Here is a 21,686-nt window from a genome sequence, read left to right as displayed (position 1 = left end):
TTTACGTCTTGTTATGTTTATAATTCTTATTTTTATCGCGGATATTTAAAGTTTATTAATCTTAGAATGATTAAGTAATTATGAAAAAAAGAATTTTACTAGTTTGTGCATTGGCAGCAGGTTTGTCTAGCTTTAATGCACAGAGGTGGACGCCGGCCTCACAAAAAACGTCCGAAGTAAGAAAAGAAGTAGAAGTTCAGTATTCTTATAGATTGGATTTACAGTCTCTTAGAAATACTTTAAAAGACGCTGTAGAAACAGGAAAAGGAGCTCAGGCAGTGATCATTTCTTTACCTACAGCAGAAGGAAAAATTGAAAAGTTTGCTGTATATAGTGATCCTGTGATGGAAAAATCTATGGCAGACAGATATCAGTTGGGTTCTTATGTGGGAGTTGGTGTAGATGATCCTTCTAAATATTTAAGATTCAGTACTTCTCCGAATGAAATGCAATCTATGATTATTAAAGATGGAAAGTTCCAGTTTATAGAACCTATTACTGCTGATAATCAGGTGTATGGGGTTTTCTATAAGACTAAAAGAACAGAAGGAGAGCATGGGTTTGAATGTACAACAGATGAGAAAAATCTTTTGGACATAAAAGGATTAGAAGCTTACGGGAAAAAAAACCTTTCTAATATTAATGCAGGGATTACGAATAGACCTGCTAGCACAAAGTTCAGAACCTATAGACTAGCCTTGGCAGTTACAGGTGAATATACTAAAAAGTTTGACCCTAGCGGAGGGACAACAAATACTGTAGCGAAAATGAATGCTACAATGAACCGTGTAAATGGTATTTTCCAGAAAGACTTTGGAATTAAGCTGATTATTCAAGACCTTCCTAATATTATATATACAGATCCTAATACAGATTTCTATACGCCTCCGGTTGTTCAGGGTGATCCTTCACTAAACCTTCAGCTTCAGAGAATGCTTACCCAAGATGTTGGGAATGCTAATTATGATATGGGACACGTATTTAATGCAGCAGGAGGAAACGGTAACGCAGGGGGAATCGGAACAACATGTGTGAATCCTGCAAATAATAATTCTTTAGCAAAAGGATCCGGATTTACTCAGATGGAGACTCCAACAGGAGATGCTTTTGATATTGATTATGCAGCTCATGAAATGGGACACCAGCTGGGCGCAAATCATACATTCTCTCATACTTCAGAAGGATCAGGGGTAAATATTGAGCCAGGAGGAGGTACAACTATTATGGGATATGCCGGAATTACTGGTGATAATGTACAGGCTTTCACAGATGCTTATTTCCATTATTCATCCATTAACCAGGTGTTAAACAAGTTGGATAGTAAAACAACATGTGGAGTATGGCAGGATATAACAACTAACACAGCACCAGTAATTTCACCTCTTAATGCAGTGTACAGTATCCCTAAAGGAACTGCATATTATTTGGATGCTACAGCTACAGATGCTGATCCGCTTACTTATACATGGGAACAATATGATAGTGTTGATAATGTACATTCTATTTCAGGAGATACAGGTTGGGGATATAATTCTCAGGGAGCATTAACAAGATCTTATTTTGGAACGACTAGTGGAAGAAGATATTTCCCAAGTCTTCCTATTGTAATGTCTGGAAATTTAACTGATAAAGCTAAATGGGAAAGTGTATCTTATGTTCCTAGACTCTTAAACTACGCTGTAACGGTTAGAGACGGAAATGCAACAAATCCAATGTTAGTTTCTGCGGAAACAAAAGTGGATGTTAAGCAAGATGGCCCTTTTAAATTTAAAGGACTTACTGATGCTTCAGTATTATATAATAACGCTACTAATACAATTTCATGGGATGTAGTAAATACCAATAATGCACCATATAACGTAGCTAATGTAAAAATTGAATATACAACAGATCTTGTAAACGGTGCATCATGGACTGAGCTTGTAGCTTCTACTGCGAATACAGGTAGTTATACTGCTCAAATGCCCTCTTCTTTAACAGGTCCTATTAAATTAAAAATTTCTGCAATTGGAAATATATTCTACGCTGTATCACCTAAGGTAACTGTTGGTATGGCTCCAACTTCAACTACAGCTGCACCAACTGGGGTAGCTGCTACTGCTACAGACATATTGAAAAATTCTGCTGTTGTAGGTTGGAACTCGGTTCCTGGTGCTACCTATTCTGTTAAGTATAGAAAAGTGGGTGCTACAACTTGGGTAAATGCAACGAGTCCTGCTAACTCACTGTCAATAAGCTCTCTTGAAGATGAAACGAACTATGAAATTCAGGTTGCTGCAGTAGTTAATACCGTTGTAGGAGCATTCTCTCCTAGTTACACATTCAAAACAAAAGGATTGAGAACAGGAGCAGATTATTGCCTAATGAGCAGTGGAGGAAACAGTTTTGCAAGTTTTTCTCTTAACAGTGGTTTGGCTAAGCTGAATGTCGCTAATTTGGCGTATTTAGATGCTACTTATAAGAGTATTTTTAGTAGCTATTTAGATTTTAGTGAAGATGCAAGTAAATTGATCAATCTAACCAAAGGAACACAATATAATTTATCTTACATTACCATTGGTAACGAAATTGGTGATCCAAGTTATCCGGATGTTTTAGAAGTATGGATTGACTACAATAGAAATGGTGTTTTCGAAAGTACGGAGAAAATTGGTACTAAAAATGGGGTGCCTGATACGAATTCTTTACATTCCGGAACAATAACCTTTACAGTTCCAGCTGATGCTTATGAAGGAGATAAAACATTAAGAATGAGAGTGGCAAGTTCATCATTTGTTCCATTTAGTGGACCATGTGGTAGCCCAGCATACCTAGAAGGAGGAGGTTTATATTCTTATGGGTCATTTAAAGATTTCTCAGTGAAGATTGCTGCAGGAAATCTTGCTACAGATGAAGTAAGAGGTACAAAATCATCAGAAATATCTATCTATCCTAACCCTGCAGATACTTTCGTAGAGGTTAAAAATCTTAAAGGTAAAGCAGATTACAAAATCTACTCTGCAGACGGAAGATTAGTTCAGGAGGGTCAGATTGACGGACAAAGAATTAATGTTGCTTCATTAATTAAAGGTATGTATGTAGTAACTATCAAAGACGATAAAAATACTTACAATACTAAGCTTATTAAAAAATAATAAGATAAGATAATTTGCATATAGGCCAGGCATTTGCCCGGCCTTTTTCTTTAGATAAACTTCAGAAAAACTGAATGTTAACAGAAGTTTCATGTTTCGTTCAAAAAAATTAACTTTACGGGGACAAAAATTATTGGAATGCGAAAAACAATTTCTGTGAAAAAGCCCGATTTTAGTGTATCTCCTCAGGAAAGAGAAATTTACAACTTTGAAAAAGACGGGTTAGAACTTAAGTCATCCTATGAAAAAAAGGATGTAAAAGATGAATCATTAACACAGACTTCCCCAGGAATTGAACCTTACCTGAGAGGACCGTATTCCACCATGTATGTTCAAAAGCCATGGACGATCCGTCAGTATGCCGGATTCTCCACAGCTGAAGAATCCAACGCCTTTTACAGAAGAAACCTTGCTGCAGGGCAGAAAGGACTTTCCGTAGCTTTTGACCTTGCTACGCACAGAGGATATGATTCTGACCATGCAAGAGTAGTAGGAGACGTAGGAAAAGCAGGAGTGGCTATCGATTCAGTGGAAGATATGAAGATTCTTTTTAACGAAATTCCGTTAGATCAGATCTCAGTTTCCATGACAATGAATGGGGCTGTACTTCCAATTTTGTCTTTCTATATTGTAGCAGCAGAAGAACAGGGAGTAAAGCAGGAGCTACTTTCAGGAACCATTCAAAATGATATTCTGAAAGAGTTCATGGTAAGAAATACTTATATTTATCCACCTGCACCGTCCATGAAGATCATTGCAGACATTTTTGAATATACTTCGCAAAACATCCCGAAATTTAACTCTATTTCCATTTCAGGGTATCACATGCAGGAAGCAGGAGCTACTCCGGTACTGGAAATGGCATACACCCTTGCAGATGGTCTTGAATATGTAAGAACAGGAATTAAAGCGGGAATGAATGTGGATGATTTTGCTCCACGTTTATCATTCTTCTGGGCAATCGGGATGAATCACTTCATGGAAATTGCTAAAATGCGTGCGGCAAGATATATTTGGGCAACACTTTTAAAGCAGTTTAATCCTCAGAATCCAAAATCTTTAGCATTAAGAACCCACTCTCAAACTTCAGGATGGTCATTAACAGAACAGGAACCTTTCAATAATATTACAAGAACTGCCATTGAAGCATTATCTTCAGCACTAGGAGGAACACAATCATTACACACCAATGCATTGGATGAAGCTATTGCCCTTCCTACCGATTATTCAGCTAAAATTGCAAGGAACACACAGATCATTCTTCAGCAGGAAAGTGGAATATGTGATGTAGTAGATCCGATGGGAGGAAGTAACCTTGTAGAAAGCCTTACTCAGCAGATGATTGAAGAAGCGATGAGGTATATTGATGAGGTAGAACAGGAAGGCGGAATGACCAAAGCCATTGAAGCAGGGATTCCAAAAATGAGGATTGAAGAAGCTGCTGCTAAAAAGCAGGCTAAAATTGATAGCGGTGAAGAATTCATCATTGGGGTAAACTCATTCAAATCCTCATTAAAACAAGATGCCATAGAGATTCTTGATATTGATAATACAGAAGTTCGAAGAAAGCAGATCGAACGATTAAATACTATTAAAGCAGAAAGAAGTGCTGACGCAGTAACGGAAATCCTGAATGAAATCCGTGAAAGTGCGAAAACAGGAAAAGGAAACCTGCTGGCACTTTGTATTGAAGCGGCGAGAAGAAGAGTTACCCTTGGCGAAATGAGTGATGCTATGGAAGAAACCTTCGGAAGATATAAAGCCAACATTAAAACAATCTCTGGAGTATACGCTATGAATGCCGGTAAAAACGAATATTTTGAAAAAGCCCTTAATCTGACTCAAAAGTTTGAAGAAGAAGAAGGCCGTCGCCCAAGAATTATGGTGGCTAAAATGGGTCAGGATGGGCATGACAGAGGTGCAAAGGTAGTGGCAACCGCATTTGCAGATATGGGATTCGATGTTGACGTAGCTCCATTGTTCCAAACACCGGAAGAAGTAGCAAAACAGGCTGTAGAAAATGATATCCACATTCTGGGAGTATCCTCACTGGCTGCCGGACACAAAACATTAGTGCCTCAGGTAGTAGGAGAACTGAAAAAGCTGGGTGCAGATGACATTACCATTGTAGTTGGAGGTGTTATTCCACAACAGGATTATGAATTCCTTTATGCGAATGGAGCAGATTTCATTTTCGGTCCGGGAACCAATCTTCCCAAATGTGCGGTGGAGATCCTAGAAAGATTTTTAGAAAACTAATCCCAAAAAGCTTTAATTTTCAAAAAGAAAGTAAAAGCACATCTATGGGTTTAAAAAACATACTAAAGCCTACGAAGAAAAAGCTGATTTTCTTTGTAGGCTTTCTCTTTATAAGTATAGTATTGCTCTTTTCAGGAGGTAAAAAGGAGCAGACAGTACAAGTTTCTCCTGTTCCTGCAGATAGTGCACAGGTTAAAAAACATCTGGCAGCACTTACCCAGACTCCACAATTCCGGAATCATAAAAATATAGATCAATTAAATACTGTTGCAGATTATATTCATCAAACTTTCACGACTTATGCCGATAGTACAGCATTTCAGGAATATACAGTAAATGGACAGGTCTATAAAAACGTAATATGCTCTTTTGGTACGGGAAACAGCAAAAGAATCATCATAGGAGCTCATTATGATGTTTGTGGAGATCAACAGGGAGCAGACGATAATGCTACCGGAGTTACCGCACTTCTGGAGCTGGCAAGAATGCTTCAAAACCAAAAACTCAAGTATAGAGTAGATCTTGTGGCTTATACATTAGAAGAGCCTCCTTATTTTAGAACAGAAAATATGGGCAGCTATGTTCATGCTAAATATTTAAAAGACAACAATATCAATGTCTATGGAATGGGCAGTGTAGAAATGATTGGTTATTTTAAAGACGAAAAAGGATCTCAGGATTTTCCTATAGGTGCTCTTTCCTGGATTTATGGTGACAAAGGTGATTTTATTACTTTAGTGAAAAAGTTCAGCGGAGCAGGGTCATTCGTAGGAAACTTTATAGAACAATTTAAAAAATCAAATCAGATAAAAGCAGAAACATTTCCAGCTCCGAAATTTGTTGGTGGTGTAGACTATTCCGATCATTTGAATTATTGGAAGTTTGGCTTTCCAGCACTCATGATTACCGATACGTCCTTCTTTAGAAACAAAAATTATCACAAAGCTACAGATACTTTAGAAACATTGGATATCAAAAGGATGACAAAAGTTATTGATGCTATTTTTCTAAGCATTATTCACCTCAAGTAAAAAAATAAAGGCTGTTTCAAAAATTGAAACAGCCTTTATTTTATTTTTTCTGAATGATTTTACCATCATCCGTAATCTGATAATACGCTTTAGTTATCTTTTGAGAATTTCCATCAATCTGATGATCCGTTGTTACAGTAATTTCCCCTGTTTTATTGATTTCATAACTGCTGAATTCTTCTTTCTTGTCATCTTTTCCGGGATCAAACCAAATACCTTCTACATAGGCTTCACCAACGATGCTGTTATTCAATACAGTAAGCAGATAATAACGGTAATCAAAATCTCCGCAATCCATAGGGACAAGAATTAGTTCAATATTTTTGTATCGGGTTAAAGGAAAATATCGGAATGTAGGCTCTCCACAGCTGTACTTTTGTGAGCCTTCCACCGCAAAATCAGTTTCTATAAACTTTACATCTACCTGTGGAAGACTTTCAATTGGTAAGCTGTAAAGCCCTTGCTTTAATAAAGATTCCATTGGTGCAGGTTCATCTTTACCCTTTCTCCATTCCTCAATAGAAATATATTCTCCGGATATAGGTTCTAATACGGTTAACACATTACATTTATCACCTGAAGCATGAAAAATATGATAGGTTTCAAAACGATCCGGACCGTTATATCCAACAGAAATAGAATAATCCCAGCCATTATTTACTTTTGTACTGTCTACAAGAAAACCGATCTTGCCTTTTCCTTTGGTCTCTGATTCGAGAAACTTAGCTTGGTCTTTCATTTCCTCCAACGCCAGGATTTTTTCCATAAAATGAGGAGAAAAACAACCTTTCTCTACTACTTTCACCTCTTCTTTTTTTACAGGTTCCTCTTTCTTACATCCTATGAAAAGTAATGGAAGTAATGCCAATAAAAATCTATGCATAAAACTCGTTTTTCACAAAAATAAGATTTAAATAATTGATGATTAAAAAAATAATTCTATATTTGCACCTGAAAATCAAGTTTAACCATTTAAAAACAACGAAGCAATGTTCAGAACTAATCAGAATTCTACAGTTGGATTACCCCTTATGGTGGTAAGGCTTCGCGGTTTGGTACACTCTTAGAAAAATAGTACAATACATATCAAAACCCGAAGTCGTAGAGATTTCGGGTTTTTTTATTGCGCAATATTTCAAACTCATGTTTCCCCGAAATCTTTTTAAGTGTTTTTTAAGAACAAAATAGTTGAGGTTTTAGCCTTAAAACTATACCCGTTCATCATTATTAATTCATTCAACTAATATTTTAGTTGATTAGGAAAATAGACTAGGAGCAAATCCGATATTTCGGGTCTTGTATCTGATACCTTGTGTCTTACATGGAAAATGATAACCTTCTGTCTTACCGGCTGAGAAGCCTGAGAAGCAGAAAAAGAATAATAAAAAAAGATGTAGAAAAACAGATAAGAAAAAAGTATAAACGTAGTAAGGAAGTCTGGCATATAAGAAAAAATATTCCACTTATTCCTCTGGAAAATCCCTATCAATTAGGATTCGTAAGGTTCTTTGTAGTAAGGGATGATGTCATGAGAAGTAGTGATGGAGAGTTCTTTGAAGAGATTTTGAAGAAAATCAATACCTACATGTATTCCGGAAGCCGCCAATTTTTGAAAAAGAAAAGAAAATTTGGACGAAGAATATATGTAGAAAGAGAGCAGAAGCTTAACCGTGTTTCTTCATACTCCTGGGGCAGTCCGAAATTTGGGCTTACCCCAAGAGAAAGACAATATTTCCTGAAAAAGGAAGAATACTGTCCCTTCCGGAAATACAATGAAACTTACTACGAATTTACGGAACCGTGGAGATTTACCTTGAGGACAAGACCTCATATGATAACTCATTACAAGCCTATAGATGCAGAATTGAAAAAAGAGGAGGCAGAATTAGACGCGTATTTAGAACAGTACAAAGTGACTGGAATTATCAACAAAAAAATTCATGGTAAATCATACTCATGGGATTCGAAAACTGAAGATACCGATCTTATTAAAAGCAGGAAATATGTTACCTGCACAATGTCTGCAACAGAGATTGCAGAAAGTTTTTTGGACGATGCGTCCTTTATTTAAAAACAAAAACAATGGGAAATTTAAAACTAAAAGGAAAAGATATATTAAAACTGGGCTATCCAAATAATCAAAGTGTAAATGTAGCCTTGGAAGTAATGAAGAGAAATTTTGCAACCAAAAATATCCATTATGTGAAATCTCTTTTAAAGGAAATTCTGATTCATCCGGAACAATTCGAAAAAGACTTAACCTTCGGACAGATTGCAGAAACTTTAATGTCGTCCAAAAAAACAGAAAAAAGGATGTTGAATTCACAGCGTGCAGACTTTCAGATCTTCGGGAATAATATTTCAGAAGAAGCAAAAAATCAACTGTACACAGCTTTGAAACTTCCGGTTTCTGTTCAGGGCGCATTAATGCCTGATGCTCATAGCGGATATGGCCTTCCGATCGGAGGGGTTTTAGCTGTAGAAAATGCAGTGATTCCTTACGGAGTAGGAATGGATATCGGTTGTAGAATGAGCCTCAGTATTTTGGATACACCCGTTTCATATCTGAACGGAGCAAGGGATAAATATGAAAAAGCCCTTGCCGAACATACAAAATTTGGGATGTATGAGACTCACAAATCTCAAATAGACCACGAAATCTTCGAGAGAGATACATTTGATTTAATTCCAATCCTAAGAAGATTAAAAGGAAAAGCCATCAAACAGATGGGGTCTTCAGGTGGGGGAAATCACTTTGTGGAGTTTGGAGAAGTGGAAATTACCGAAGAAGATGAACAAATCGGATTACCAAAAGGAAAATACCTTGGTATTCTTTCACACAGCGGCTCAAGAGGATTGGGAGCAGAGATTGCTCAATATTATTCAAGAGTCGCAGTAGAACAATGTCCGCTGCCTAAGGAAGCACAGCAATTCGCGTGGCTGGACTTGAGTACTCACCTTGGATTGGAATATTGGACAGCAATGAACCTTGCAGGAGATTACGCTTCAGCCTGTCATGATGATATCCACAGAAGATTGGTGAAAGCAGTAGGCGGAAGAGTAAAAGCTCGAATCGAAAACCATCACAACTTTGCATGGAAAGAAATTCACAACGGGAAAGAAGTAATTGTCCACAGAAAAGGAGCTACCCCAGCCAATGAAAATGAATTGGGTATGATTCCGGGATCTATGACAGCCAAAGGGTTTATTGTCCGTGGAAAAGGAAATCCGGATTCACTGAATTCAGCTTCGCACGGAGCTGGCAGAGCACACTCAAGAGGAGAATGCAGAAGTCTTTTCACTCAGAATGACATCAAAAAAGAGTTAAAGCTTAAAGATGTTACGCTAATGGGCGGAAATACAGAAGAAGCACCAATGGCCTATAAAGATATTCATGAAGTCATGAATGCACAAAGTGAATTGGTAGATATTCTGGGAACATTCCAGCCAAGAATTGTAAGAATGGACAGATAGCCAGTTAAATATTAGGAGCTTAATCCCGCTTTCCGCACTCGCTATTTTTCTTTTTGCAAAAGAAAAATGAGCTCAGACAATTGCTGCAATCGGGGCTAGGCATAAATTCAGTCATTCTGAATTCAGTTTCAAAACGAAGCGAAGAATCCCACTGTATAAAAACAGATTCTTCCTTCGTCAGAAATTGCAGATTCAGCGTAGTAATGACAAATAAAAACCACACAAAACAAAAAATGGGAGCACCTCATAATATAAAAAGATATGGAGAACTCTGGCCGGAATTCAGAATTCGGTTAGGGCTTGAAATATTAGAAAAACTAAAGGATAAAATCATTATATCTGGTGGATGGGCATGGCATTTTATGTCTGAAACAGGGCATCAAGAATACAAGCATGCTCATGACCATAAGGATATTGATGTCTTTGTAAAGAAGGAAAACGTAGCTGAAGTTGTCATTATTCTTCAACAGGAAGGGTTTCAGAAAGTCTGGACTCGTTATGACCATCTTCCGAGTGAAGAAAACTTCAGACGCTATGAAAAAACAGTAGAATTAGAAAACGAAAAATATCACAGGATTACCATCGATTTTTTTGAAAGAAATGACCTTGAGACGATCGAAGCCAACGGATTCACGGTGGTGAAACCTGATCTTTTACTTTCATTCTACAGGAATATTCACTCCAGCGATAAATGTTGGGCAGTAATGGCTGCAAAAGAATTATTACAAAAGGGAATAGATCCTGTTGGGCATCCCTTATTAAGCAAAATGCCAAAATAACAATGGAAAAATTAATACAGATCACTTCCGGAAGAGGACCTTTAGAATGCCAATGGGTAGTATCCAAGGTATTAAAAACCTTTCTGGAAGAACTAAAAGATAATACTATAGATTACGAGATTATTCATCGCGAAAACGGAGATGTAAATATGACTTTGAAGTCGGTAACCGTGCTTTTAAAAGGAAAGAACATCAGAGAATTTCTGGAAACATGGTTGGGAACCATCTGCTGGGAAGGGAAAAGTACGTTCAGAAAACTGCATAAAAGAAGCAAATGGTTCATTGGTGTTTTTGAATTGGAAAATCAGGAAATGGCTAATTTCAATGAAAAAGATATCAGGTTTCAGACCGCGAGAAGTCAGGGAAGTGGTGGGCAGAATGTCAATAAAGTGAATACGGCTGTCCGTGCTACCCATATTCCTACCAATGAATCCGTATTTGTACAGGATACAAGATCACAACTAAACAATAAAAAGTTATCCATTATCAGATTAAAAGAAAAAGTAATGGGAACCTATATTCAACAATTGGAAAATAGAATGAAGGAAACCTGGAATCATCATCTTCAGGTAGAACGTGGAAATCCGGTCCGTACATTCTCCGGAACAGATTTTAAAAGCAACTATCAGGATAAATCCTTTAAAAAACAAAGGAATGTCCTTAAACAGAATTTAAAAAGTTACAGCAATGACCTTAACTAAAAATAAATACTATTTTGAAGCCTTGGACTACTTTCCTTACAATATGTCCGAGTGTCTGGACGCCCTGAACTATGCTCTTTCCTACGAACCGGAAGATGCAGATAGCCTGTGTCTGATGGGAAGAGTATACTCAGAAGTATTAAGAGACTATGAAACAGGGAAAAAATATTTTGAAGAAGCAATGCAGTTCAATATTGGAAATGTAAATACGCCTAAATATTATATTGAATGTCTGCTGAGCAATGAAGACTATGAAGAAGCAGAAAAACTCATTGAATATGCTCTAAAAATGAAAGGAATAGATAAAGCAGAAATTCTGAATGGTAAATCACTTTTACTGGAAAGAAAAGGAGAATATAAACAAGCTATGGAACAGCTTAAAGAGGCAAAAAAATTTAGTTTTTGCAGAAGTTCACTTGACGTTTTGGAAGATAGAGAGAAACTTCTTCAGAACAAAATGCCTAAAACAAGGCTAAGGAAAAAAACGGAGGAATCACATTGAATATACCCAATAAGATCTATAGTGCATATCCAACAGGGAGATAAAACTCAGGTCGAGAAGCTTATTGTTAGATAGTTGTAAAAGACATTTACAAACTAAAAAGTGATGGTAACTTAAAAAAGAGAGATCTTTGAAGGTCTCTCTTTTTAATGGTTTTGAATATATAAAATTGTGTTTTTTTAAAATAAATGCAGTTATTCGTAGGAAGATACAGGCTTGGCGGGTATTTGTTTGGCTCGGTATACTCCGGCTAATATTATGATGATGCCTAATATTTCTTTAATAGTTAATGTTTCTGAAAACAGGAAGTATGCATAAATTGCAGCGAAGACAGGCTGGCTCAGAATAATAACAGAAGAAAGCAGAATACTTATTTTTCCAAGACAATAGCTCAGTAATCCCTGTCCTAATATTTGAGAACATAAAGCAAGACCAAGCAATATTCCTACTTCTCTAAAGGTCTGAGGATACATAATTCCTTCAAACATTCCTGCTGTAAGAAACAACACAGGAATTGAACCAAGCCCGCTAATAAACATAATGGAAGCCGCATCCACTTTTAATCTTACCTTGTAAACACTTAATAAGAACAATCCATAAAAAACTGAGGCCAGAAAGGCGAGCAGATCCCCTTTATAACCACTACCGCCACCGGAAAGACTAAATTTTCCCCACATCAAAACAACGATCCCTATAACAGATATACTCAGACCTGTCAGAAAATTTCTCCCAGGCTTTTCTTTAAAAAGAAAATAAGATAAAGGAACTGTAGTAAAAGGGACCAAATTTACAAAAAGGTTGGCATTCGCTACAGAGGTGAACTGAAAGGAGGTGTTCCAAAGAATAAGGTCTATAGCAAGAAATACTCCACTGAACAAAATAATGATCCAGGATTTTCTGTCAATAGTTTGTATTTTTTTATAAACAAAAGGAAATAAAAAGATTAGGGAAAACAGAATTCTGTACAAAGCAGTATTGATAGGAGACAGGCTGCTCAGCTTTACAAAAATTCCGCCGGTAGCAAGACTCATAACGGCTAAAAATGCCAAAAGTATATTGATATTCGATTTCATCATATGTTTTTTTTGTGTTGCAAATCTCTATATTTGTTGAAAACAAATTACTTTTGTAACTAAAGATTTTAATCAAAAAACTTTCATTTCTAAATAATTATGCAATTAGACTCATTACATTATGCTATTTTGAATGAACTGCAGAAAAACTCCCGTCTGTCCAATACCGATATTGGACGCATAATAGGACTTACAGCACCGGCGGTAGCTGAAAGAATTAGAAAAATGGAAGAAGCTCGGGTAATAAAATCATTTACTGTAAATCTGGATTATGAGCAGCTTGGGTTTAATGAAAATGTTATTATAGGAATCGATATTCCATATTGTGATATTCCCCCGTTCTTAAAAGAAATTGAGAATATAAACGGTATTCTGAAGGTGATGAAATCTACAGGCGATTTTTGCCTTATTGTTCATCTGGTAGCTAAAAAAGTTTCCGAATTGGAAAATATAATTACCCGTTTCAGTAACCATGGAAACACTTCTACATTTCGGATATTGGCTTTCCCTTTGGAGAGAGATTCCGTATGGTTAGATAAAAGCTGATCGCAGCGTTTGAATGTCTGATAAGAATATGATATTATAGAAAAAATAAGCTTTCATTTGAAAGCTTATTTTTTATTGACAGAGATCAGATAGTCATAAACCATTTGATGCTGATCATCACTAAGTTTGGCTTTAGGGGCCATTCTGCTTAAAGTATTGATCCAGCCCTGATTGTCGTGTTTGGTAGGTTCAGGCAGCTTATGGCATTTTGCACAGGAATTCTCAAAAATGGTTTTTCCTTGAGCCAACTGCTCAGATGAGGTATACTTAGGGCCTGTTACAGCCGTACTTTTTGGTCCGCAGGATACCAGGAATGCTGATGCTGCAATACCACTTAAGATTAACTTTTTCATACCTTTATTATTTTGTTGGGTGAATTACTTTTTCGCAGAAACAATATAATCATAAACCCATTTGTGCTGTTCATCCGTTAGCTTAGCCTTAGGAGCCATGGCATTCATAATTCCTACCCATTGTACAGAATTATGTGACGCAGGGTCAGGCAGTTTATGGCACTTTCCACAAGAGTTTTCAAAAATAGTTTTTCCCTGGGCAATCTCCTCAGCTGTAGAAGTTGAAGTTCCAGCACTAGTCGCAGAAGTTGAAGCTTTAGGAGTACAGGAAACTAATAGAATCGCAGTGAATGATGCCGCAGCAATGATTTTTTTCATGTTTCTTATTTTGATCTATAACAAATGTAATAAATTCCGAAACCTCTTGATACTGCGTGTTGTAGTTTTAATTTAGAAGAAATAAAAATTAATGCAATGCCAATAATGCAATGTGAAAATTTTTATTATCATTCTTTTATTCAGTCTTTGAGTATGAACTCTTGACCATTCGCTTTTTAATTGTTAATTTTGAATCAATGAAATTTTCTACAGAAGAACTTATTGAGGGAATACAGTCAGGGAATAAACGTCTGATTGCAAAAGCTATTACTTTAGTTGAAAGTAAAAAAGCGGAGCATAGAGTACAGGCAGAGGACCTTCTGAAAAGAATTATGCCTTTCACAGGAAACTCCATAAGAGTAGGAGTAACTGGAGTACCAGGTGCCGGAAAATCTACTTTTATTGAAAGTTTCGGTAGATTGGCAATTGCTCAGGGAAAAAAGGTTGCTGTTCTTGCTATTGATCCCAGTTCTTCAATCAATAAAGGAAGTATTCTGGGAGATAAAACCCGTATGGAAGAGCTTGCAAAAGAAGAGAATGCGTTCATACGACCTTCACCAAGTTCAGGTTTTTTAGGAGGAGTAGCCAATACAACCTTTGAAACTATGATGATCTGTGAAGCTGCCGGTTATGATTATATTTTAATTGAAACTGTTGGAGTAGGGCAATCAGAGGTTTTAGTGTCAGATATTACGGACGTTTTTCTATTCCTTAAAATTATTGGTGGTGGTGATGAACTGCAGGGAATAAAACGCGGAATTATGGAAATGGTGGACATTGTTTTTATTAACAAAGTAGATCAGGATAATCTTCAGAAGGCCAAAAATACAAGACAAGAATTAAAAAGAGCATTAGATTTTATTCCTCCAAAAGAAAAAGGATGGAAAATCCCAGTATTATTAGGTTCTGCTTTACACAATGAAGGGCTTCAGGAAATCTATGACAAAATCTCAGAGTTTATTGATTTGAAAAAGAAAACCGGACGTTTTGATGAAATTCGTACCCAACAGGCAGAAAAACGCTTTGAATATTGGGTTCAGGAATATATTTTATCCTTAATGAAAAAAAGTAATGCGGTAGAAGAAGCCTATCAGTGGCACAAAAAAAATGCTTCAGAGATGGTTTCTAATCCAAGCACTGAAGCAAAATTATTTGTTGAAAAATTCTTATCGGGAGAAAACAGAAATTAAAGTTTTTCCTTTTCCTGTTTTACTTCACTTTTAGAAACATATCCGTCATAAGTGATTGGTTGCCTGTCATTGCTTTTCATAGAAACGAATGCTTTCCCATTTTTAAAGATCTCAATATTGATCTCTTCCACAGTACTCACATCCTTAGGCTGGATTTTTACAGTCCAGGTTCCTTTTTTATTCTGAGATTTATTGATGACAAAATCCTTTGAGGTAAATCTGTACCCATTTTTATCGGTATTTCCGTAACTTGGATTGAATACCCTTCCAAAATAAGGTAATACTACATCTACAGTGTTCTTACTGACATCAATAGTATAATTATCTGAATTCAGATCCAGCATTCTGGTCGAAGTAGTATTCGGAAGAGAATTCATAACATTGATAACATCATAATTGGTAGGATTAGCCTTTTGTGCATAGAAAGTAAATTCCTGAGAATCCACTAGTGCGTTTACTATTGTTGGATCTGATGAACCCTGTGATGCACAGCTCTGAAAGCTGAACAAAAACCCGAATATCATCAGAATAGAAATATACTTTTTCATGATCGAGATAATTATTAAATTTAAACAGCAAAATGTATGCAAAAATTTCAAATTAAAAATATTTTGGAATAAAAATTGTTAAGGTTGAATTATTAACACTCAAACTATGAAAGTTACACATCTATTAGGAATGGGAGCATTTGCTCTATTGGTTGCTGCCTGTACTACCAATCCAATTACAGGAAGATCGTCTTTACAGCTGGCCAATAATTCAGAAATTTTAACAATGTCTGCACAAGAATACAAAACGACATTGTCTAAAGGTAAGCTTATTACCGGAACAGCAGATGCAAAGAGAGTGGTAAATGTAGGAAACAGAATTAAAAGTGCAGCAGAGAGATATTATCAGAGTATTGGAAGATCAGCAGATCTTGCCAATTATAGCTGGGAGTTTGCTCTACTGCAAAGCAATGAATTGAATGCATGGTGTATGCCTGGAGGTAAAGTAGCTGTTTACACAGGAATTTTACCGGTTACCAAAGATGATAACGGGCTTGCTGTAGTAATGGGACATGAAGTTTCTCACGCATTGGCAGGTCATGGAAATGAAAGAATTTCTCAGGCTATGATGGCTCAGTATGGCGGAGCAATCCTTGGCGGAGCTATTTCAAATGCACAGTGGGCAAGTGTTTTCCAGAAGGTATACCCTATCGGATCACAGGTTGCTCTGCTAAAGTACGGTAGAGGTCAGGAATCAGAAGCTGATGAAATGGGATTGTATCTGATGTCTATGGCGGGATATGACCCAAGAGCAGCTATCCCTTTCTGGAACAGAATGGAAGCCGCTTCTTCAGGAGCTAGACAACCGGAATTCTTATCTACTCACCCGAGTCCGGATACAAGAATTTCAGATATTAATAAAGACTTACCGAAGGCTTTAGAATATTATAAGGCTGCTGGAGGAAAAATGTAATTAATCGAGTAGATTATTATAAAAAGGCGGACTGATTTGTAAAATAAGTTCGCTTTTTTATTTGATACTATTTTTTCTTTTCACAAAATTTGGAATAATTATGGTTGTATTCTTATTGAAAACACCATTTAAAATGTCAACCCAGAGTGAAGGCTTACTAAATTTTTAGTAAATTTGGTATAGCTTGTATCACATAATTACTTAAACACAATATTATGAAGAGTTTATCAATTACCGGACTTATCCTTTTAGCAGTTTCTGCTTTACTATTTTATCTTACCACTGATTTTGCCGTAGAACAGATCAAGATTTCTCATATCATGGGAATCATGGCTGGGGTAGGAATTGGGCTTATCATTGGAGGAATGGTTGGATACCTGAGTAAAGGAAGCGCTATAAAGGCTGAACAGAAGAAAAAAGAATTCAAGCAGCTTCAGAAAGAAAAAGAAGACTTAGAAAAGCAAGCTGCAGAAATTGCAAAACGTCAGGCTGAGCTTGAAAATCAAAATAAAAATCCTCAAATTTAATATTTGAGGATTTAAAGTTGTTATTTTCGATTGTTGATTAAAATTTATATCCCAAACCAACCATAAATAGGTTAGGTCTGTTATCATATCTGATCTCCGAACCGGAAACTTTGTTGATGAAGTTTCTTTCGTCTTTACTGAATGCCCCTTCGTATTTTGCATTTACAATAAGCTTTTTAATTTCAAGCTGGGCTCCGAACTGGTAACCTACTGTAAAGTTATTTTTTGCATTTTCTTTAAAATCGTTGTAAGTATTGTCTTTGCTTAGGTTAAAGCTTCCTACCGGACCTACGAAAACCCCTAGCATATTACCTAAAACGTTATATCCTAAAAGAACAGGAACATCAATACGGTTGCTTTTCACATCAAAAGTAGTATTCTCTGTAGTAAATTCATTCTTAAAGTGAGTGTAATACACTTCTGGCATTAAGAAAAGTGAAGTAGGTAATGCTACTTTTAATGAAAGTCCTGCATTGAAACCTACATTGTTTTTTCCTGTTCCTTCTATGGCATCATTCACTGTTCCTTTAATGTTGGACCATGAAGGTGAACCTGTAGGAAATATTAAGTTGGCTTTAGCTGCCAGTGAGATCTGTGCAGAAGCCCACATTGAAAACCCTAATAACGCTATACTAAGTACCTTTTTCATTATCTTCTAATTTTGTATTCTCAATCGTTTTATTATTCTCAAGTAAATATTCTCGCAGTTCTTTAAAGAGTTCTGAAGAATAAACGAAGTCGATCAGGTTTTTATTGCCTGCTGTAATCAGGATGTCTTTATTCCCTTCCCACTCCTTGATTCCGAGTCTTAGGTATACAATTTTCTCGCCAATCGTCATTACAGAGTTCATATCATGGGTATTGATGATTGTAGTCGTATTATATTCCTTGGTGATTTCATAAAGAAGATCATCAATAACCTTTGATGTATAGGGATCCAGCCCTGAGTTAGGCTCATCGCAGAATAAATATTTCGGATTGTTTACAATTGCTCTTGCAATGGCAACCCTTTTTTGCATCCCTCCTGAAATTTCAGAAGGATATTTTTTATCAGCTTTGTCAAGGTGTACCCTGCCTATAACCTCAAAAACTCTTTTCTTCTTTTCTCTATAAGTAAGGTTAGTAAACATATCCAGTGGAAACATAATATTTTCTTCCACTGTTAAAGAGTCAAAAAGAGCACTTCCTTGGAATACGGTTCCAATTTCTGAGCGAAGATTCTGCTTTTCATCACGGGTCATGGTATTAACATTACGACCGTCAAATAGTATTTCTCCAGAAGACGGCATATAAACATTTAACAGACTTTTCAGAAAAACTGTTTTTCCGGAACCACTTTGTCCAATAATCAGGTTTACCTTTCCTTTATCAAATGAGGTTGAAATTCCCTTAAGTACTTCAACATCACCAAAACTTTTCTTAAGATCTTTTACCTCAATCATTAGCTTAATATTAATTGGGTTAAAATTAATTCAGAGATGATAATGAATACCATTGTCCATACCACAGCCTGTGTACTGGCTCTACCTACTTCCAGTGAGCCTCCCTTTACAAAATATCCGAAATAAGACGGAACTGTTGCAATGATGAAAGCGAAAACAGTGGTTTTGGTAAATGCATAATAAATGAATAAATTAGGCATATACATTTGAATACCAGTGATATAATCGTTTGCCGTCCAGTTTCCCGTCAAAAGTCCGGCAATATAACCTCCGCAAATACCAAATACTATACTGATGGCAATCAAAAGAGGATTAAAAATCATACAGGCAATGATCTTTGGAAATATCAAAAAGTTGGGTGAATTTACTCCCATGATATCCAAAGCATCAATCTGTTCAGAAACTCTCATTGTTCCGATACTGGAGGCAATGTATGAACCTACTTTACCCGCTAAAATTAAGCTGATGATGGTAGGGGCAAATTCCAATACAAGTACAGCTTTTGTTGCATATCCTACAAATGAAGGTGGGATGGGAAACGAAGACGCATCAAAGTTGTTGAACATCTGAATAGCCACAACAGCCCCCACAAAGATTGATGTGAAGACTACAAGTCCGAAAGAATTTACTCCCAAATCATTAATTTCTCTCATGAACAGCTTCCAAAAAACCCTCATTTTCTGGGGTTTCTGCAGGGATTTTCCTAAAAGAATAATATATTCCCCTATTGCTGTGAAAAACTTTTTTAACATACCGCTAAATTAGACTTTTTTATTGAATTAGGCTAAGGTTGAAATGAAGACAGAAGTCCGGAAAATGTTAAAATTATCCTAACCTTAGCGATTGCTTTATTTTGCATTTTTGTCTCCGCCGATAACCAGTAAAACAGTTTTTAATATGATAATCAGATCCAGAACAAAACTCCAGTTCCTTACATAGAATGCATCTGCGAGAACCCTTTTTTTCATTTCTACTTCCACATCTCCTAGATCACCTCGTAATCCGCTTACCTGTGCAAGCCCTGTAATACCAGGGGTTACCATGCTTCTTAAGCTATATCTTCCGATTTTTGGCTTGTAATAATTATCAACAGCTAACATGTGAGGACGTGGTCCAACCACAGACATTTCGCCTTTCAGTACGTTGATAAATTGCGGAAGCTCATCAAGGCTGGTTTTTCTTAGAAATTTACCCACCTTGGTGATTCTTGTATCATTTTCTTTGGTTGTACTGGTTGTAGATTCATCATTTACCACCATGGTCCTGAATTTTATGCAGCTGAATACCTCTTCATGGAAACCGTATCTTTTCTGCAAGAAAAAAACAGGTCCTTTAGAACTTATCCGGATTAAAATAGCAATAATTGGGAATAGCCAGGTACAGACGAAAACCAATACGAATATGGAAAAAAAGATGTCAAAAAATCTCTTCATCAGGAAATTGGAATAATAATCCAATGGGTATCTTGCCTGATTAAGAATAGGTTGAGTTTGTATATAAGCAAGGTCATACAGAAAAAAATCACTCTGAGTAATACTCGGGATCAATGAAATATGAACCTTATTGTCTTCTGCCAGTTTGAAAATCTCCGATTCTATGTTTTCACTATAAGAGTTTTCTGTAGAAAAAAACAGGGTGTGTATTCCATTTTTTTTCCAGAAATTAACCAGCTCTGCTGTATTGGCGTCTGCATTCTCATGTTCGAATATCCTGTATCCATAATCTTTACGCTCCTTAAAAATATTTTTAAGGATCTCAGTAGAATCACCATCTCCTAAAAACATGATATTTCGGTAGTTAACCCCTAAAGACCGTAAGTATTTAATAGAGAAATAGATCAATGATTTTGCTAAAAAGATAAATATAAGCAGATAAAAAGACAGCCAATAAATATCTGAACTGAAGAATACATTATTACTGACCTTCCCAATGAGCAGAACTCCAAGTATAAAGGAGATGAAATGGATCATAAGCCTTTCCAGAAAGAGCGTATAGGTGAGGTTCCTCGGAATATTGTATATTTTTGTCCTACCGCTGAGAAGCACCCAGAACAAAAACAGCAAAACCAGAGAAAAAGTGTTCTGGTACCAGGTTTCCTTATGATACTTCAGATTTTCGTTTCTGCTTATAAAAAAGAATATGAAGATAGATGCAATAACCATGAGGTCAAGCAAAATAATGATCGATTTCAGGTATCTAGAGTATCGAATTCTCTGCATCTATCGGTATTATTACAGGAACAGCCAGCTAATGTACGTATTTTTAAGGTATATTCAGATATTTGTGGGTTTGTACTGAAGCCTGCCATTCCGGATGTTCCAGAATAAAATCTGTAATCTTAGGATACATATCATCTCTTTTGCTCCATTCACTTTGAAGATAAAGTTTACAGTTTTCAGAAACTTTGGCAGCCTGCTCCTGTGCAAACGCAAAGTCATGATTATTGAAAACGATGACCTTAAGCTCGTGAGCCTTTTGATAAATCTCTTCTTTCGGTAATCCTGTTTTCTTTGGAGAAAGGGTAATCCAGTCCAGATGTCCACTCATAGGATATGCTCCTGAAGTTTCAATGTGAATAGTACAACCAAGTTCCTTTAATTTAGACGTCAGGATTTCCAGATTCCATGTAAGAGGTTCACCTCCTGTAAGAACGATGGTTTTGCAATGCTTAGCAGCTGTTTCTGCAATTTCCACTGCATCCATTAGTGGATGAAGCTCAGGATTCCAGCTTTCCTTTACATCACACCAATGGCAACCCACATCGCAGCCTCCTAATCTGATAAAATAAGCGGCTTTTCCTGTGTGTGCTCCTTCTCCTTGTAAAGTGTAAAAATGCTCCATTACAGGGAGCATTTTACCTTCTTTTAATAAAATATCTTGTTCTTTATTCATTTTA

At 36.5% G+C, this 21,686-nt stretch carries 22 protein-coding genes; 12 read left to right on the top strand and 10 right to left on the bottom strand.

Going from position 1 to position 21,686, the window contains the following annotated elements; all coding sequences use genetic code 11:
* Positions 1–80: 80 nt before the first annotated feature.
* The 3 genes from CHSO_RS24505 (at position 81) to CHSO_RS24495 (ending at position 6,424) form a co-directional block, all read left to right on the top strand.
* Positions 81–3,134, top strand: coding sequence for a reprolysin-like metallopeptidase (locus CHSO_RS24505; RefSeq protein ID WP_045501502.1), 3,054 nt, complete (start codon positions 81–83; stop codon positions 3,132–3,134).
* 138 nt (positions 3,135–3,272) lie between these two features.
* A complete protein-coding gene (gene scpA / locus CHSO_RS24500) occupies positions 3,273–5,393 on the top strand; it encodes a methylmalonyl-CoA mutase (protein WP_045501500.1) in 2,121 nt (706 codons plus the stop codon).
* A gap of 44 nt (positions 5,394–5,437) precedes the next feature.
* Complete coding sequence (locus CHSO_RS24495) at positions 5,438–6,424, top strand: M28 family peptidase (protein ID WP_084221103.1); 987 nt, start codon at positions 5,438–5,440, stop codon at positions 6,422–6,424.
* A gap of 40 nt (positions 6,425–6,464) precedes the next feature.
* On the opposite strand, the gene CHSO_RS25245 is transcribed toward CHSO_RS24495, so the two are convergent.
* A complete protein-coding gene (locus CHSO_RS25245) occupies positions 6,465–7,307 on the bottom strand; it encodes a hypothetical protein (protein WP_052480718.1) in 843 nt (280 codons plus the stop codon).
* A 438-nt stretch (positions 7,308–7,745) separates the two neighbouring features.
* Here CHSO_RS25245 and CHSO_RS24485 point away from each other — a divergent pair, with 438 nt between their 5' ends.
* From CHSO_RS24485 to CHSO_RS24465, 5 genes are all read left to right on the top strand, one after another.
* The gene (locus CHSO_RS24485) at positions 7,746–8,495 is read left to right on the top strand and encodes a hypothetical protein (protein ID WP_045501498.1); all 750 of its coding nucleotides are present in this window, start codon (positions 7,746–7,748) and stop codon (positions 8,493–8,495) included.
* 11 nt (positions 8,496–8,506) lie between these two features.
* A complete protein-coding gene (locus CHSO_RS24480) occupies positions 8,507–9,898 on the top strand; it encodes an RtcB family protein (protein WP_045501495.1) in 1,392 nt (463 codons plus the stop codon).
* A 233-nt stretch (positions 9,899–10,131) separates the two neighbouring features.
* Entirely contained in the window at positions 10,132–10,677 is a 546-nt protein-coding gene (locus tag CHSO_RS24475) for a hypothetical protein (protein ID WP_045503367.1), read from the top strand.
* 2 nt (positions 10,678–10,679) lie between these two features.
* Positions 10,680–11,378 (top strand): peptide chain release factor H, encoded by a 699-nt coding sequence (prfH, locus tag CHSO_RS24470; protein WP_045501493.1) that lies wholly within the window; start codon positions 10,680–10,682, stop codon positions 11,376–11,378.
* Positions 11,365–11,880, top strand: coding sequence for a tetratricopeptide repeat protein (locus CHSO_RS24465; RefSeq protein WP_045501491.1), 516 nt, complete (start codon positions 11,365–11,367; stop codon positions 11,878–11,880). The genes prfH and CHSO_RS24465 overlap by 14 nt, the downstream gene beginning before the upstream one ends.
* Positions 11,881–12,074: 194 nt before the next feature.
* On the opposite strand, the gene CHSO_RS24460 is transcribed toward CHSO_RS24465, so the two are convergent.
* The gene (locus tag CHSO_RS24460; RefSeq protein ID WP_045501489.1) at positions 12,075–12,956 is read right to left on the bottom strand and encodes a DMT family transporter; all 882 of its coding nucleotides are present in this window, start codon (positions 12,954–12,956) and stop codon (positions 12,075–12,077) included.
* A 96-nt stretch (positions 12,957–13,052) separates the two neighbouring features.
* On the opposite strand from CHSO_RS24460, the gene CHSO_RS24455 reads away from it, so the two are divergent.
* Complete coding sequence (locus tag CHSO_RS24455; RefSeq protein WP_045501487.1) at positions 13,053–13,499, top strand: Lrp/AsnC family transcriptional regulator; 447 nt, start codon at positions 13,053–13,055, stop codon at positions 13,497–13,499.
* A 65-nt stretch (positions 13,500–13,564) separates the two neighbouring features.
* Here CHSO_RS24455 and CHSO_RS24450 read toward each other — a convergent pair whose 3' ends face one another.
* Complete coding sequence (locus CHSO_RS24450) at positions 13,565–13,852, bottom strand: c-type cytochrome (protein ID WP_045501485.1); 288 nt, start codon at positions 13,850–13,852, stop codon at positions 13,565–13,567.
* Between the two features lie 24 nt (positions 13,853–13,876).
* Entirely contained in the window at positions 13,877–14,170 is a 294-nt protein-coding gene (locus CHSO_RS24445) for a c-type cytochrome (protein ID WP_045501483.1), read from the bottom strand.
* A 197-nt stretch (positions 14,171–14,367) separates the two neighbouring features.
* On the opposite strand from CHSO_RS24445, the gene meaB reads away from it, so the two are divergent.
* Complete coding sequence (gene meaB / locus CHSO_RS24440) at positions 14,368–15,360, top strand: methylmalonyl Co-A mutase-associated GTPase MeaB (protein ID WP_045501481.1); 993 nt, start codon at positions 14,368–14,370, stop codon at positions 15,358–15,360.
* On the opposite strand, the gene CHSO_RS24435 is transcribed toward meaB, so the two are convergent.
* A complete protein-coding gene (locus CHSO_RS24435; protein WP_045501479.1) occupies positions 15,357–15,908 on the bottom strand; it encodes a DUF4251 domain-containing protein in 552 nt (183 codons plus the stop codon). The genes meaB and CHSO_RS24435 overlap by 4 nt on opposite strands.
* A 106-nt stretch (positions 15,909–16,014) precedes the next feature.
* On the opposite strand from CHSO_RS24435, the gene CHSO_RS24430 reads away from it, so the two are divergent.
* Together CHSO_RS24430 and CHSO_RS24425 are read left to right on the top strand one after the other, a co-directional pair.
* Positions 16,015–16,821, top strand: coding sequence for a M48 family metallopeptidase (locus tag CHSO_RS24430; protein ID WP_045501477.1), 807 nt, complete (start codon positions 16,015–16,017; stop codon positions 16,819–16,821).
* A 215-nt stretch (positions 16,822–17,036) separates the two neighbouring features.
* Positions 17,037–17,348: a hypothetical protein gene (locus tag CHSO_RS24425; protein WP_045501475.1), complete on the top strand. Its 312-nt coding sequence runs from the start codon at positions 17,037–17,039 to the stop codon at positions 17,346–17,348.
* A gap of 37 nt (positions 17,349–17,385) precedes the next feature.
* Here CHSO_RS24425 and CHSO_RS24420 read toward each other — a convergent pair whose 3' ends face one another.
* The 5 genes from CHSO_RS24420 to CHSO_RS24400 all read right to left on the bottom strand — a co-directional run bounded on the left by CHSO_RS24420 (position 17,386) and on the right by CHSO_RS24400 (position 21,682).
* Positions 17,386–17,997: an outer membrane beta-barrel protein gene (locus tag CHSO_RS24420; RefSeq protein WP_045501473.1), complete on the bottom strand. Its 612-nt coding sequence runs from the start codon at positions 17,995–17,997 to the stop codon at positions 17,386–17,388.
* Positions 17,981–18,790: an ABC transporter ATP-binding protein gene (locus CHSO_RS24415; RefSeq protein ID WP_045501470.1), complete on the bottom strand. Its 810-nt coding sequence runs from the start codon at positions 18,788–18,790 to the stop codon at positions 17,981–17,983. The genes CHSO_RS24420 and CHSO_RS24415 overlap by 17 nt, the downstream gene beginning before the upstream one ends.
* The gene (locus CHSO_RS24410) at positions 18,790–19,542 is read right to left on the bottom strand and encodes an MlaE family ABC transporter permease (protein WP_045501468.1); all 753 of its coding nucleotides are present in this window, start codon (positions 19,540–19,542) and stop codon (positions 18,790–18,792) included. Before CHSO_RS24410 ends, CHSO_RS24415 begins: the two co-directional genes overlap by 1 nt.
* 96 nt (positions 19,543–19,638) lie before the next feature.
* Positions 19,639–21,009 carry an exopolysaccharide biosynthesis polyprenyl glycosylphosphotransferase gene (locus tag CHSO_RS24405; protein ID WP_045501466.1) on the bottom strand — a complete coding sequence of 457 codons (1,371 nt, stop codon included), beginning with the start codon at positions 21,007–21,009 and terminating at the stop codon, positions 19,639–19,641.
* Positions 21,010–21,052: 43 nt separating this feature from the next.
* Complete coding sequence (locus tag CHSO_RS24400; RefSeq protein ID WP_045501465.1) at positions 21,053–21,682, bottom strand: 7-carboxy-7-deazaguanine synthase QueE; 630 nt, start codon at positions 21,680–21,682, stop codon at positions 21,053–21,055.
* Positions 21,683–21,686 lie beyond the last annotated feature (4 nt).

The organism is Chryseobacterium sp. StRB126, assembly GCF_000829375.1.
Taxonomy (GTDB): Bacteria; Bacteroidota; Bacteroidia; order Flavobacteriales; family Weeksellaceae; genus Chryseobacterium.
Note: the sequence above shows the minus strand (reverse complement) of the source record. Positions and strands in the feature narration are given on the sequence as shown.